This window comes from Actinoallomurus liliacearum (assembly GCF_039542035.1).
GTDB classification, from domain to species: domain Bacteria; phylum Actinomycetota; class Actinomycetes; order Streptosporangiales; family Streptosporangiaceae; genus Actinoallomurus; species Actinoallomurus liliacearum.
This window is the reverse complement of sequence record NZ_BAABHJ010000040.1, coordinates 184667-198500: the sequence shown is the minus strand read 5'-3', so window position 1 is coordinate 198500 and position 13834 is coordinate 184667. Positions and strand designations below refer to the sequence as shown.

At 69.4% G+C, this 13834-nt stretch carries 14 protein-coding genes and 1 tRNA gene; 5 read left to right on the top strand and 10 right to left on the bottom strand.

What is annotated here, in order from left to right:
• Positions 1-50: 50 nt before the first annotated feature.
• Complete coding sequence (locus tag ABD978_RS39420) at positions 51-815, top strand: SDR family oxidoreductase (RefSeq protein ID WP_345366040.1); 765 nt, start codon at positions 51-53, stop codon at positions 813-815.
• 63 nt (positions 816-878) lie between these two features.
• Here the strand turns inward: ABD978_RS39420 and ABD978_RS39415 are convergent, their stop codons facing one another.
• The 4 genes from ABD978_RS39415 to ABD978_RS39400 are packed head-to-tail and all read right to left on the bottom strand — an operon-like array spanning position 879 to position 4490.
• A complete protein-coding gene (locus ABD978_RS39415; protein WP_345366038.1) occupies positions 879-2663 on the bottom strand; it encodes an ABC transporter permease in 1785 nt (594 codons plus the stop codon).
• A 5-nt stretch (positions 2664-2668) separates the two neighbouring features.
• Entirely contained in the window at positions 2669-3406 is a 738-nt protein-coding gene (locus ABD978_RS39410; RefSeq protein ID WP_345366036.1) for an ABC transporter ATP-binding protein, read from the bottom strand.
• A complete protein-coding gene (locus tag ABD978_RS39405; RefSeq protein WP_345366034.1) occupies positions 3403-3765 on the bottom strand; it encodes a transcriptional regulator in 363 nt (120 codons plus the stop codon). The genes ABD978_RS39410 and ABD978_RS39405 overlap by 4 nt, the downstream gene beginning before the upstream one ends.
• Positions 3762-4490, bottom strand: a complete 729-nt coding sequence (locus ABD978_RS39400) for a hypothetical protein (RefSeq protein ID WP_345366032.1) — start codon at positions 4488-4490, stop codon at positions 3762-3764. The genes ABD978_RS39405 and ABD978_RS39400 overlap by 4 nt, the downstream gene beginning before the upstream one ends.
• A gap of 304 nt (positions 4491-4794) precedes the next feature.
• Between ABD978_RS39400 and ABD978_RS39395 the strand changes: the two genes are divergently transcribed.
• On the top strand, positions 4795-4920 hold the full coding sequence (locus ABD978_RS39395; RefSeq protein WP_345366030.1) for a hypothetical protein: 126 nt from the start codon (positions 4795-4797) through the stop codon (positions 4918-4920).
• Positions 4921-5442: 522 nt separating this feature from the next.
• Positions 5443-5937, top strand: a complete 495-nt coding sequence (locus ABD978_RS39390) for an NUDIX hydrolase (RefSeq protein ID WP_345366028.1) — start codon at positions 5443-5445, stop codon at positions 5935-5937.
• Positions 5938-6161: 224 nt separating this feature from the next.
• On the opposite strand, the gene ABD978_RS39385 is transcribed toward ABD978_RS39390, so the two are convergent.
• From ABD978_RS39385 to ABD978_RS39375, 3 genes are all read right to left on the bottom strand, one after another.
• Positions 6162-6656, bottom strand: a complete 495-nt coding sequence (locus ABD978_RS39385; RefSeq protein WP_345366026.1) for an SRPBCC domain-containing protein — start codon at positions 6654-6656, stop codon at positions 6162-6164.
• 239 nt (positions 6657-6895) lie between these two features.
• Positions 6896-6972 (bottom strand) — tRNA-Pro (locus tag ABD978_RS39380).
• A 146-nt stretch (positions 6973-7118) separates the two neighbouring features.
• Positions 7119-8024 carry a metallophosphoesterase gene (locus ABD978_RS39375; RefSeq protein WP_345366024.1) on the bottom strand — a complete coding sequence of 302 codons (906 nt, stop codon included), beginning with the start codon at positions 8022-8024 and terminating at the stop codon, positions 7119-7121.
• A gap of 66 nt (positions 8025-8090) precedes the next feature.
• Here ABD978_RS39375 and ABD978_RS39370 point away from each other — a divergent pair, with 66 nt between their 5' ends.
• The gene (locus tag ABD978_RS39370) at positions 8091-8540 is read left to right on the top strand and encodes a GatB/YqeY domain-containing protein (RefSeq protein ID WP_345366022.1); all 450 of its coding nucleotides are present in this window, start codon (positions 8091-8093) and stop codon (positions 8538-8540) included.
• A gap of 68 nt (positions 8541-8608) precedes the next feature.
• Here ABD978_RS39370 and ABD978_RS39365 read toward each other — a convergent pair whose 3' ends face one another.
• Entirely contained in the window at positions 8609-10894 is a 2286-nt protein-coding gene (locus tag ABD978_RS39365; protein ID WP_345366020.1) for a penicillin-binding protein, read from the bottom strand.
• A 239-nt stretch (positions 10895-11133) separates the two neighbouring features.
• Here ABD978_RS39365 and ABD978_RS39360 point away from each other — a divergent pair, with 239 nt between their 5' ends.
• Complete coding sequence (locus ABD978_RS39360; protein ID WP_252843431.1) at positions 11134-11442, top strand: WhiB family transcriptional regulator; 309 nt, start codon at positions 11134-11136, stop codon at positions 11440-11442.
• 205 nt (positions 11443-11647) lie between these two features.
• On the opposite strand, the gene bagB is transcribed toward ABD978_RS39360, so the two are convergent.
• Together bagB and bagA are read right to left on the bottom strand one after the other, a co-directional pair.
• Positions 11648-12802: an ATPase BagB gene (gene bagB, locus ABD978_RS39355; RefSeq protein ID WP_345366016.1), complete on the bottom strand. Its 1155-nt coding sequence runs from the start codon at positions 12800-12802 to the stop codon at positions 11648-11650.
• Positions 12799-13794: an ATPase BagA gene (gene bagA, locus ABD978_RS39350; protein ID WP_345366013.1), complete on the bottom strand. Its 996-nt coding sequence runs from the start codon at positions 13792-13794 to the stop codon at positions 12799-12801. Before bagA ends, bagB begins: the two co-directional genes overlap by 4 nt.
• Positions 13795-13834 lie beyond the last annotated feature (40 nt).

Below are 13834 nucleotides of genomic sequence, written 5' to 3'. Positions count from 1 at the left end.
CCGATGACCGCTCTCTGCACCCACGGCTGCCGGTGGGCGAGTCTTGAGACATGGACATCACCGGAAACACCATCTTCATCCCCGGCTCCACCAGCGGTATCGGCCTCGCCCTCGCCCTCGAACTCCAGGCCAAGGGCAACACCGTCATCGTCGGCGGCCGCCGTACCGAACTGCTCGAACAGATCGCCGCCGAGCACCCCGGCATCGACACCGTGCAGATCGACACGGCGGACGCGGCGAGCATCGAGGCCGCCGCGAAGCAGGTGCTGGCCAAGCACCCGGACCTCAACGTCCTCATCGCGATGGCGGGCATCATGCGCGTCGAGGACTGGCACCGCCCCGAGTCCTTCCTGGCCTCGGCCGAGTCCATCGTGATGACCAACGTGCTCGGCCCGATCCGGCTGATCGCCGCGTTCATCGAGCACCTGCAGGCGCAGCCGGACGCCACGATCGTCACCGTCTCCTCGGGTCTCGCGTTCGCGCCGCTCAAGGTCACCCCGAGCTACAACGCGTCGAAGGCCGCGATCCACATGCTCAGCGAGTCGATCCGGCTGCAGCTCGCCGACACCAGCGTGAAGATCGTCGAACTCGAGCCACCCGCCGTCCGCACCTCACTGCTGCCCGGTCAGGAGGAGAGCGAGTTCGCGATGCCGCTCGACGAGTTCGTGGCGGAGGTCATGGACCTGCTCGAGACCCGGCCCGACGCCAAGGAGATCCAGGTCGAGCGGGTGAAGTTCCTCCGGTACGGCGAGGCCCGCGGCGACTACGACCAGGTCGTCGCGACCCTCAACGCCTCCGACCCGCACGGAGAATGACCGGGCACGCACCGCCGGTGCCGAGAAGGAACCCCATGCTCGGCGCCGGCCGGCGCCATCCACTCAGGTCGCTTCGGCGCTGAGGGTCTGGGCCACGGATCGGCGGGCCGCGATGCGGGCGGGTACGGCGGTGAGCGCTGCTGTAACGGGTAGGGCGGCGAGTGCGGCGGCGAACAGCGACCACGCGGGGGGCCAGGCCATGTTCGCGGCGCTGAAGGGCAGGCACAGGACGATGCCCATGGGGATGCCGGCGAGGGCGCCGGGCAGGGTCGGCAGGAGTTGTGCGACGGACAGTCCGGCGGTGATCTGTCCGGGGGTGGCGCCGAGGGTGCGTGCGATGGCCATGGTGGGTCGGGCTTCTTGCGCCGTGGTCCAGGTGATCGTGAGGGTGTTCACGACGGCGAGTGTGATCAGCGCGGCCGTGACGGCCAGCATCATGTGCCGTCCCTGATCGGCCTTCAGATTGGTCAGGCTGGAAGAGCCGCCCAGGCCGTAGCCCCTGGCGGGCTGGGCGTATTCCATCAGCAGGGCGGTGATCGTGGTCAGTGTGGCCGTCATGGTGCATGCGTGGAGGAACGCGCGGCCGGGTCGGCGGGCGATCAGGCGGAGCCCGAGCAGGAGTGGAGTCGGGAGCAGCGCGGAGACTCTGGTCAGGTGGGCTCGGTGCTGGGGCTGGTGGGCGGTGTCGGCCAGTGCGGCGACGGTTTCCGTGCGCAGGGCCCGTACGGTCGGGCCGAGGGTGGTGAGGGCCGCCACTGCCAGGGCGATGACGGTCGTGACGACGATGGTGCCGCCGGTCGGTCCGGTGGCGGCGGTGATCAGGCCGGCGGTGGGATTGATGATGGCGGGCTCGGCCAGCCGTGCGGCCGTCAGCCCCAGTACGTCGGCGAGGAGCGCCAGGGTCAGGTATTCGGCGAGCAGGACGGCGGCGATGAGGCCGGGTGTGGCGCCGACGGCCTTGAGCAGTCCCACCCGGCGGGTCTGCTTGGCGGCGCGTCCGGCGGCCAGCGTGGCCACGCCGGCGATGGCCAGGAAACAGAGCAGCCAACTGCCGATGACCAGGATCGGCTGGCTGTCCCTGAGCATGACGGAGTCCTGGTCTGCCATCAACTGCCAGGTGAAGAAGTTCACCGGGATATCGGAGCCACGATGGGAATCTATGAACGCCCGGGTCGCGGCGGGGTCGCGCAGCTTCAGATCCAGGGCGGAGGTCACCGAAAGATGCGCGGAGACCAGCGCTCGAGTGTCCTGTTCGCTCAGCCAGGCCAGACCGCTGTCGTCGCTCTCCCCACCGTCCGCGCCGGTCAGCTGCGCCCACGGGTAGACGGGGTGGGCCGCGGTCACGGCCGTCCCGACGATCGGAAGTGAGCGCCCGGCGACGGTGACGTGGTCGCCGACGTGGACGCCCAGAGCGGCGGCGAAGCCGCGTTCGAGCACGACGCCTCCGGGGCGTACCCAGCTGCCCGAGGTCACCGACGGACGGTTGACCGAGCACGGTGTCGCAGCGGCGTCTTCCACCACCACGCGCGCCGTGGAGCCGTGCGCCGTGAGCGTCGCATAGAACTGGCGGTACGGTCCGTTGTGGGCGACGACCCCGGGAGCGTGCTCCAACGACGTCAGAGCCGAGATCGAGGTCCGGTCGGTGCCAGGGGAAACGGCCACCAGGTCCGGCCCGGCCGTGGCTGCGCGCGTCTGTCGGTAAAGCGCGCCGGTCGCCCCGTGCAGGGACAGTCCCAGGCCCAAGGCGGCGGTGGCGGCCGTGATCGAGACAAGGAGCATCGCGGCCTGGCCGGGATGCCGTCGCACGTCGCCCAGGACGAGGCGGAGCACGAGCAGAATGCGGCCCACGGCGTTCAGCCCTCCAGCCCGAACCGGCCGTCGAGCCGCCCGGCGCCGCTTGCCGGCCGGGTGTCGTCGACGAACATCCCGTCGCGCATCGAGATCACCCGGTCCGCGGTGGCCGCGACCCGCTCGTCATGCGTGACGACCACGAGAGTCTGCCCTGCGGCCCGCAGGTCCGCGAAGATCCGCAGCACGTCGAGCGTCGCTGCGGTGTCCAGGTTCCCGGTCGGCTCGTCGGCCAACAGGACCAGCGGCTCGTTGGCCAGGGCACGGGCGATGGCCACGCGCTGACGCTGTCCCCCCGACAACTGCCAGGGCAGGTGCCGGGCGCGGTCGGCGAGCCCGAACCGCTCCAGCAGAAAGGTCGCGCGGCGCCTGGCCGCGCGCGCCGAGCGCCCGGTCAGAAGCGCGGGCAACTCCACGTTCTCCGCCGCCGACAACTCCTCCACCAGATGGAAGGCCTGGAAGACGAACCCCACCGACCGGCGCCGCAGCCGGGCCAAGGCCCGCTCGCTCACGGTGTCGATGCGCCGGCCGGCCAGCCACACCTCCCCTTCGGTGGGTCGCTCCAGGCCCCCCATCAGGTGCAGCAGTGTGGACTTGCCGCAGCCGCTGGGTCCCATCACCGCCAGCATCTGTCCCGCCGGGACCTCGAGGTCGACTCCACCGACCGCGCGGATCAGACTCTGCCCCTGGCCATGCTCCTTGAACAGGCCGCGGACCTGCAGCACACCGCCGAGCTCGTTCATCCACCCTCGGATTCGTTCTCGACCCGTGCGGGTTCGGCGGCCGGGTCGGCCGCAGGGGACTCCTCGACCTGGCGGATGAGTTGTTTGAGCTGGGAGATCTCGTCGTACAGGGCTTTCTTGCCGGTTGCGGTCAAGTTGATCCACGTACGGCCGCGCCTGCCCTCGTAGCCTTTCTCGATCTTCACCAGCCCGGCCTTCTCCAGCACGGTCAGGTGCTGGGACAGATTGCCGGCGGTCAGGTCCAACGTGGTCCGCAGAAAGCCGAACTCCACTCGCCGTGCCTCGTGGGTGACGGCGAGGATGCCCAGCCGGATGCGCTGGTGAACGACGTCGTCGAGCGCGTTCGCCGGATGGGTCATGCCCCGCGCCGCCGTTCGGCCAGGGCGAAGCACACGCCACCGAGGAGCAGCACACCGCCGGCGACGACCAGGCCCGGGAGGAAGTTCCACGTCGGGGCGAGGTCGAAGCTTGTGTTCAGCCCCAGCCTCCGCGTTCCCACGCCGCAGGTCAGGACCGCGACCACCAGATAGCCGGCGGCGAACGCCAGGAGGGGCCGGTTGTCCTCCACCTGGGCCAGCACGAACAGCGCCAGGCCGATGGAGATCAGCGGGACCAGACCGACGGCGAGCGGACCGCCCGGGGAGTAATCCTCCAGGCCGAGTTGTCGAGCCCAGGCAGAGGCGATGCCGAAGACGAGTCCGGCGGCGATCCCGGAGCCCACGTACGGCAGGATGCGGGCGCCGACCCCGCGGCTGCGGGCCCGGTACACGTAGAAGGCACCGATCGCCGCGTACGCCAGGACCAGGGCGACGAGCCAGTAGACCCCGGAGGGCCAGCCGACGACCTGGGTGCAGGTGCCGTCATGGATGATCTCGACGCCGCCGCGGGCGCCCCGGGCCGGGTCGCACCTGACGGCGTGTCGCCCCAGGCGGTAGAAGGGCGCGGCCGCGACGACGACCACGCCGAGGAGCGCGAGCGGGAACCAGGTGCCGCGTTGCGCACGGCGTACGCGTCGGGTCAGTTCCCGGGTGGTCGAAAGCACCTCTCGGGCGACGTCCGCGGAGGGAGTCGTTCCGTCTGTCATGGAAGCAGGTTTCCATCACAAACTGATCTTCGCAACAGACTCGTGCAGATCCGCAGCGCGCCTGCCACTGCCCTTTCGGCCGAGGAACGGGCTGCCTGACCTTCTCGACCTGCGGAACCATCGCCGACTGATCGCCACGTGTCGGCGTATGGACTCGCTGGCGACGCGGAGATGAAATTTTTTGTTGGACCGAGTTGCGTCGTGGGCTCTGTGCCGGACTTATAACTATTGGCCATCGTCACGAGATGACGCGGCCCCCTCCCCGGGAGAACGCGGAGGGCGATCACAACGAAGGGACACCACGATGGCGGCCAACAACGGCTCCGGTAACAACGGCTCCGGTTCGGGCAACGGCTCCGGCGGCCAGAGCGGCGGGAACCAGAACCCGCGCATCGAGGGCCCGGTCCGCGTGACCAAGCCCAGGCGCTGACGACCTCGCGGGCGAGACGCCTGTGAGTACTGCGGGCCCGGCCATCGGCCGGGCCCGCACTTCGTTGTCTACTCGGCCACTCGCAGGTGGTCATCGACCGCACTGGGCGTGCAGCGAGTAGCGACCAGGTCATCGCCGTTTGCTGGGGCGGTCCCGCCTTGATCAGAGGTCCGGTGGAGTGGTGCCCGAGGCAGGTTCGTGGTGGAGCGAGCGTAATGCTCGGTGAATGCACCATGATCGGGTCCCTTATCGAGACAAACCGCCCGGCAGTGGGGGCCTTCCCCGAGTCTTACGGCCGGCACGGCGGGGAGGCTTGTTCGGAGTCGTCGACAGGGCTCGCCGCACCGACCGCCAATGCGGCTTGCACCAACCAGTCCGCCTCGGCCGACTTCAGTCCTGGAAGGCGCGGAGCATCAGCCGTGATCACGGACTATGGTCGGCGGCCCCAGGAGTCAAAGCAGCCACCGCACTGCTCTCCCGCTCTCCACGCAGTGTCTCCGGGGGTATGGATGTGCTTCCCGGATGTCCGCGCTGAAGATCCGCCGTTCGGTGCGCGCCATCGTCCTGGACGAAGAGGACCGCATCCTGTTGTGCCGGTTCACCCTTCCAAAGACGGCTGGGGCCGTCGTGTGGGCCGCCCCCGGCGGAGGTGTCGAGAGCGGCGAGTCGGCCTTTGCCGCACTGCGTCGCGAACTGCTCGAAGAGGTAGGGCTCGCCATCGACGCCGACCCACCGCACGTATGGCACCAGCGAGTCGAGGCAGCCGACCATGCGCCGGGCTACGACGGTGTGGTGAACGACTACTTCCTCGTCCGTACCGAGTCGTTCCGTCCACGCGGCACGCTGGCTGATGAGGAACTCGTCGATGAGAACATCAGCGGGTTCCGATGGTGGCCGCCGCAGGAGATCGCCGCATATCGCGGTCCCGAGCTGTTCTCACCTCGCGACCTCGCCACCCCACTGGTGGCGTTGATCGACCACGGCATTCCGGCGCAAGTGGTCGAACTCGGCCTGTGAGCAGCGTTCTGGCGAGAACGGCCGGCGCAGTGTGGGGCGGCCAGTGCGATGGCGGCTCTTCCTCCGGTTCAGCGGTGTTTCGTATCGGCATGCCACCCGAGGCAGGCCACCGCCTTCTTCCTTGAGGGGACCCCGGCACTCTTGCAGGGCGGGTGATGCACCCGGCGACGCCAGGGATCCCCCCAAGGCGGAGAGGAGACGGCCGGTGTCCAGCCGCCGGACGTTCAGGCTCGGGACGTCTGTGCGGCGAGTTCGGCCAGGTGGTGCAGCGAGTTGGTGAGATGCTCAGGGCCGAACGGCGGGAACCGGAGGTACTCCCGGAAGGACTGCGGCACCGCCGACCAGTCGTAGGTGAGCGTGACCTCGGTCTCGGACGGACCGAGCGACGCCAGCTCGTAACGCCAGGTCCAGCCGCCGAACTCCGGCTGACCGTCGCCCTTGTCCGGCCCCGGCAGCCAGCCGATGGCGTGCGGCGGGTCGAGCACCTGGACCTTGTTGGCCATCCGGTAGTCACCGTCTGGATGGTTGGCGTGATACATGTCCATCCGGAAGATCTGCCCCACCTCGGTCAGCGGCGCCCGGTCGACGGCTTCCTGAACCCAGCCCGTGCCGTCGATCGCAGAATGGGTCGTCGGGTCCGCCAGCACCGCGAACACCCTGGCGGCGGGCACGGCGACGGTCAGGGTGGCGCTCATGTTCTCCTGGTCCACGGTGTGCACGCTCCTTGTCATCTCATCTCGGGCCTCCCGCAGGTGCGGAAGGGGGAAGTTCCCAACATGTAGACCACGTGACGACGCGAAAGTCATCGGTCGGGGGGAGAGAGAACCGCCCACCGCCCGGTCATCACCGAGGGAGCCGAGATCATCGGCAAGGCGTTCGGGCCGAAGTCGGCCCAGAGGCGATAGGCGGCCGAACATGAACAGAGGCCCTGTACCGTCGCGGTACAGGGCCTCTGGGCTGGTCGGGGTGGCGGGATTTGAACCCACGACCTCTTCGTCCCGAACGAAGCGCGCTGCCAAGCTGCGCTACACCCCGGTGGCCGCAGGTCGTCTTCAACGCCTGCGCCTCGACGAGTCTAGCGGACTTTTGACCCTCCCCGCGCCATGGTTACCGACTCGGCCTCTGATCCCTGGCGGACGCTGACGCTACGGCGCGGCGAGTGCCAGGGATCAAGGCTCGCCTCACCTCGCTGCCGGGACCAGCGTCAGCAAGGACGCCTCCGGGGGGCAGCAGAAGCGGACCGGGGCGTACGGGGAGGTGCCGAGGCCGGCGGAGACGTGCAGCCAGGCGTCGCCGTGCCGGTTCAGGCCCTTCACGCGGGCGCGCTCGATGCCGCAGTTGGTGACCAGGGCGCCGTACAGCGGGACGCAGAGCTGGCCGCCGTGCGTGTGGCCGGCCAGCAGCAACTGGTAGCCGTCGGCGGCGAAGCGGTCGAGGTTGCGCGGCTCGGGCGAGTGCATCACGCCGATGCTGAGCGGGCCCTTGGCCGGGCCGGCGATCTCGTCGTACCGGTCCTTGCGGATGTGGGAGTCGTTGATGCCGCCGAGCCAGATCTCGGTGTCGCCCACCTTGATCGTGCCGGTCGCGTTGTTGAGGTCGAGCCAGCCGGCGGCGGTCATGGCGGAGCCGAGCTCGCGGTACGGCAGGTCGGGGACGGTCCGCCTCTTGCCGTAATCCTTCTGGCTCGTCCGCCAGAGGTAGCGGGCGGGGTTCTTCGGGACCGGGGAGTACATGTCGTTCGAGCCGTACACGAACACGCCCGGACGGTCCAGCAGCGGTCCGAGCAGGTCGAGGAACGGGCCGATGGCGTCGCGGTGCGAGATCGAGTCGCCGGTGTTGACGACCAGGTCGGGCTCGAGGGAGTCGAGCGCGCTCACCCACTTGATCAGCCGGCGGCGGCCCGGCGTCAGGTGCGTGTCGGAGATGTGCAGGATCTTGATCGGCCGCTGGCCGGGTGAGAGGATCGGCACGTCGTAGCGGCGGAGGCGGAACCAGTTCCGCTCGATGACCGATGCGTAACCGATTCCGGCGACCCCGGTGCCGAGGACGCCCAGGGGAATCGCGTATCTCTTTCGCACGCTCACCATCGTGCCAGAACGACGCACCGATTATTGCCGGGCGTCCAAGCCCGTACGCAGGGCAAGATTGTCCCTATGTTGAAGGAGAAGCTGCAGGCCGATCTGTCGGCCGCGATGAAGGCACGCGATGAGGTGCGCACCCGTACCCTCCGCATGGTGCTGACGGCCGTCACGAACGAGGAGGTCGCGGGCACGCGGGCGCGCGAGCTCTCCGACGACGAGGTCGTCAAGGTGCTGCAGCGGGAGGCCAAGAAGCGCCGTGAGGCGGCCGACGCGTTCGCCGACGCGGGTCGTACGGAGCAGGCGGAGGCGGAGCGGGCCGAGGGTGTGGTCCTGGCGGACTACCTGCCCGCCCAGCTGTCCGACGCGGAGCTGACCGAGCTGGTCGCCGCGACGATCGCGGAGACCGGCGCCGAGGGGCCGCGCGCGATGGGCCAGGTGATGAAGGCGGTCACGCCGAAGGTCGCCGGCCGGGCCGACGGGAAGCGGGTCTCGGGAGAGGTCAAGCGCCAGCTCGCGGGCTGACCGGCGCTCCCGCACAACGGAAAGGTCCCGCGCACGGGCCGTGCGCGGGACCTTTCACGGTTCGGTGGTCAGTTGCCGAACGGCCAGCCGCCGTGCTTCTTGCCGCCCCGCTTGCCCTTCTTGTCGGCGACCCCCGCGCCGCTGCCGTTGCTCACGAACAGCATGACGGTGGTGTCCTGGTCGACCTGGCTGCCGCCGCTCGGCGAGGTGTAGACGACGGTGTTCGCCGGCTGGCTCGAGTCGACCGCGCGCGGCGAGATCTGCACGCTGAACCCGGCGTTCTCGATCTGCTTCTTGGCCTGCTGCACCGGCATGCCCTGGACGTTGGGGATCTGCTTCTGGTCGAGCGTGCCGAAGTCCTTCACCGGCGTGTGGAACGACGAGGCCTTCGTCCCGCTCAGCGCGCCCATCATCGAGGCGCGCCAGATCGGGGCGACGTTCCTGCCGTAGACGCCGTAGTTGCGGTGCCCCCAGGGCGCCTCCGGGTCGCCGTACCAGACGGCGGCCGCCAGGTCGGGGGTGTAGCCGGCGAAGACCGCGCAGGTGAAGCTCTCACAGGTGCCGGTCTTGCCCGCGGCGGGCCGGCCGATGCCCATGCCGGCCGCGGTGCCCTTGGTGAGGACGCCCTGCAGGATGTTCGTGACCTCGTCCGCGATATCGGCGTCGACGGCCTTGGTGCACTTGGACTTGGGCACCTTGATCTTCTTGCCGGTCGAGTCGGTCACCTCGGTGATCGCGATCGGCGTGCAGTACTCGCCGCGCGCGGCGAACCCCGCGTACGCGGCGGCGAGGTGGGTGACGTCGATCTCGTTGGTGCCCAGGACCTGGGCCGGGTTCTGCTGGAGCGGCTTGCCGTCCGAGCGCTTCATGCCGAAGTCCTGCGCCATCTTGACGGCGTCGCAGATCCCGACCGCCTTCTCCAGGTAGGCGTAGAAGGTGTTGATCGACTCCCACGTCCCGGTCTGCAGGTTGGCGGACTTGCCCTTGGACTTCTCGGCGTTCTGGACGGGCCAGGGCTCGGAGCCGTTCCCCTTGCAGTCCCGGTAGCCCGACACCGTGGCGCTCTCGGGCGCGGGGAAGGAGGAGCCCGCGTTGATGCCCTTGTCGAGGGCGGCCGCCAGCGTGAAGATCTTGAAGGTCGACCCGGCGGAGTAGCCGAGGTTGCCGCCGTGCGCGTAGTCGGCGGCGAGGTTGAGCTGGGTCTCGCCCTTCTTGACGTTCGTGCCGTAGGTGCGGCTGACCACCATGGCCTTGATCTCCCCGGTGCCGGGCTTGACCATGGCCTCGGTGGCGGTCCTGCTGTGGCTGGGACGCCGGTTGAGCGCCTGCTGCGCGGCCTTCTGCGCCTTCATGTCGATCGTGGTGCGGATCGTCAGGCCGCCGCGGTACAGGAGCTTCGCCCGGTCGTTCTCCGTCTTGCCGAACGCCGGGTTGCCGAGGATCTCGTTCTTCACGTACTGGCAGAAGAACGGCACCTTGCTGTCGACGCAGTCGCTCTTGGGCAGCTTGGTGTGCAGCTTGATCGGCTGGGCGGCGGCCTGGTCGGCCTGCTGCTTGGTGATCATCTTCAGCTCGGCCATGCGGTACAGCACGGTGTTGCGACGCTCCAGGGCGTGGTCCGGGAAGATCGTCGGGTCGTAGTAGCTGGGGCTGTTGGTGATGCCGGCCAGCAGCGCCGCCTCCGGGAGGGCCAGCTCGGTGGCGTCCTTGCTGAAGTAGCGCTGGGCCGCGGCCTGCACGCCGTACGCGCCGGCGCCGAAGTAGGCGATGTTGAGGTAGCCCTGCAGGATCTGGTCCTTGGAGAGGTGCTTCTCGACGTTCACGGCGTACCGCAGCTCGCGCAGCTTCCGGCCGAACGTCGGGGCCTTCGCCTCCTCGACCTCCTTGTCGGTGTCCGCGCTCTCGACCAGCAGGTTCTTAACGTACTGCTGGGTGAGCGTCGAACCACCCTGCTTGACCCCGCCCTCCTGGGCGTTGGTGACCAGCGCGCGGGCGGAGCCCTTCATGTCGAGGGGACCGTGCTGGTAGAAGCGCGAGTCCTCGATCGCGACGACCGCCTTCCGCATGATCGGGGCGACCTGGTCGAGACGCACCGACTCGCGGTTGTGGTGGTAGAACGTCGCGATCACCTGGCCGTCCGCGGAGTACACCGTGGTGCGCTCCGGGGGCGGCTGGATGTTGAAGTCGTCCGGGAGCTTGTTGAAGCTGTCGGAGGCGTCCCGGGTCGCCATTCCCGCGCTGCCGACGGCCGGCAGGGCGAGGAAGCTGACCAGGACTCCGGCCACGAGCGCCGCCCCTAGGAGGCGTATCAGCTTGAGGATGGCGGGTTCCCGGTCTGCCTTCTCATCAGTCACGCGACATAGGTTACGCGGGACTAGAGGTGCATATGGGACACCTCGCCGTGGGGGATGACTAGTTCGTTGCCTCCTTATGGCCCGTAGGGGCTATCTCAAGAATGGACCCATCGGGGGCTGTTGAAGCGGCGCGCTCTTCCGTAAGTTTCTCCCCACGGCTTTCGTATGGCGGCCTGACGTCCGCGCCCGTCCGGCCGGGGCTCGCAAACGACAACCGACCCAAGGGGAGTGGGGCCAAGATGTGGATCACGGATTGGACCGCCCGCGCCGCCTGCCGTAACGCGGATCCCGACGCGTTGTTCGTGCAGGGGGCGGCTCAGAACCGGGCCAAGCTGATCTGCCGCGGCTGCCCAGTGCGCACCGAGTGTCTCGCCGATGCTCTCGACAACCGCATCGAGTTCGGTGTCTGGGGCGGCATGACAGAGCGCGAGCGCCGTGCGCTGCTTCGTCGGCGCCCGGACGTCTCGTCGTGGCGAGAGCTGTTGGAGACCGCCAAGGAGCAGTACGAGCAGTCGCAGGACCCGGACGAAGAGCTCGTCGCGAGCTGATCCGGCGAATCGCCGCCCGAGTCGGCACGTTGTCGGTTGAACCGGCACGTCGCCCGACCGATCCGGCGAGTCGATCGCCTGGCCGCCCCGGCCGGCCAGGTTCCCTCATGCAGCGCCTGAACGATCAGGCGGCCGACTCCTTCGGCATGCCGGGCGCGCGTCGGTGTCGCCGGCGCCCGCGCCGCGTAGGAGAGCGGTACGGCGGTCAGGCCGCAGGCTCCTCCGGTTCGCCCGCGAGGTCCCTCGCGATGCACCGGAGCCCGTCGAGGTCGTGTACGTCCTCGGCCATGGCCGCGACCGTGGCCCTGGGCACGGTCGGGTGCGACGAGGTGAAGCTCTCACACAGCCGCGCCTCGCGCGCGGTCACCTGCATCCGCTCGGCGTGCAGGCGCAGCAGCGCGGCGGCGAGGGGGTGTGCGCCGCGGTCCTCCAGCGTCTCCGCGGCGGCCTGGCTGCGTACGGCCGACAGGTGCGAGGCGTCGGACTTGTGCACCCGGTTGAGGACCATGCCGGCCAGCGGCATCTGCTCCTCGGCGAGGCGCTCGACGAAGTAGGACGCCTCGCGCAACGCGTCCGGCTCCGGGGCCGCGACGACGAGGAACGCCGTGCCGGGCGCCTGCAGTAGCCGGTACGTCTGCTCCGCCCGCTCCCGGAACCCGCCGAACATCGTGTCGAAGGCCAGCACGAACGTCTGAACGTCCTTCAGCAGCTGCCCGCCGAGCACCTTCGTGATCGCGCTGGTGAACATGCCGAAGCCGGCGGTCACGACCTTCAGTCCGAAGCGGCCGCCCGCCTTGGCGGGGGCCATCAGAATTTTGATCAATCGGCCGTCGAGGAAGCGGCCCATCCGCTCCGGCGCGTCGAGGAAGTCCAGCGCCGACCGGGACGGCGGCGTGTCGACGACGATGAGGTCCCAGGCGCCGGACCGGTGCAGTTGGCCCAGCTTCTCCATCGCCATGTACTCCTGCGTCCCCGAGAGGCTGGAGGACAGCGACTGGTAGAAGGGGTTGGCCAGGATCTGCTGGGCGCGTCCGGGCTCGGCGTGCGCTTCGACGATCTCGTCGAAGGTGCGCTTCATGTCGAGCATCATGGCGTACAGCTCGCCGTCGACGCCCTCGACGAGACGTGGGGTGTTGTCCAGCTCGGTGAGGCCCAGCGCCTGGGCGAGCCGGCGGGCGGGGTCGACGGTCAGCACGACGACGTCGCGGCCGCGTTCGGCGGCGCGGACGCCCACGGCGGCGGCGGTCGTGGTCTTGCCCACGCCGCCCGACCCGCAGCAGACGATGATCTTCGTGTCGGGGTCGTCGATCAGGTCGTCGACGCAGAAGTCCGGCGGGGTCTTCTCGGCCGCGGGGGTCACGCTGCTCCCTGCCTCCTCAACTCGGCGGCCAGCTCGTACAGTCCGGCGAGGTCCATGCCGTCGCTCAGGTGCGGCAGCTCGTACTGCGGGACGTGCGCGTCGGCGAGGCGCGCCTTCTCGCGCTCCTGCAGGGCGGTGCGCCGCGCGTGGTCGGCGGCCTCCTCGGCGAGGGCGTCGGCGATCTCGGCGGTGCGGTCCTCGATGCCGGCCGCCTTGATCCCCATGCGGATCGCCTCGACGTCGAGCTCGTCGTGGACGGCCAGGTCCAGCTCGTCCGCAGGCAGCAGCGGCGGCCGGACCATGTTGATCATCAAGCCGCCGACGGGAAGGCCGATCTCCCGCAGCTCCGTGACCCCGTCCAGGGTCTCCTGGACCGGCATCTCCTCCAGGAGCGTGACGAAGTGCACCGCGGTCTCCGGGCTGCGGATCACCCGCATGACGGTGTCCGCGTGGTTGCGGATTGGACCGACCTTCGCCAGCCCGGCGACCTCGGCGTTGACGTTGAGGAACCGGCTGATCCGGCCGGTGGGCGGGGCGTCCATCACCACCGCGTCGTAGATGAACCGGCCGCTCTTGTCGCGGCGGCGCACGGCCTCACTGGCCTTGCCGGTGAGCAGCACGTCGCGCAGGCCGGGGGCGATCGTGGTGGCGAAGTCGATCAGGCCCATCTTGCCCAGCGCCTTGCCCGCCCGTTTGATGTTGTAGAACATCTCGAGGTACTCGAGCATGGCCTCTTCGGGGTCGACGGCGAGGGCGTACACATCGCCGCCGTCCGGCGCCACCGCGACCTTGCGCTCTTCGTACGGCAGCGGCGGGCAGTCGAAGAGCTGGGCGATCCCCTGCCGGCCCTCCACCTCGATGAGCAGGACCTGACGGCCGCCCGCGGCCAGGGCGAGCGCCAGGGAGGCGGCCACCGTGGTCTTGCCGGTACCGCCCTTACCAGTGACGACGTGCAGCCGTACACCGTCCCAGTCGGTGTCTCTCGCGCTCACTCTTGTGAGGTTATCGTCCGTCCGGCGACGCGTTCGCAAC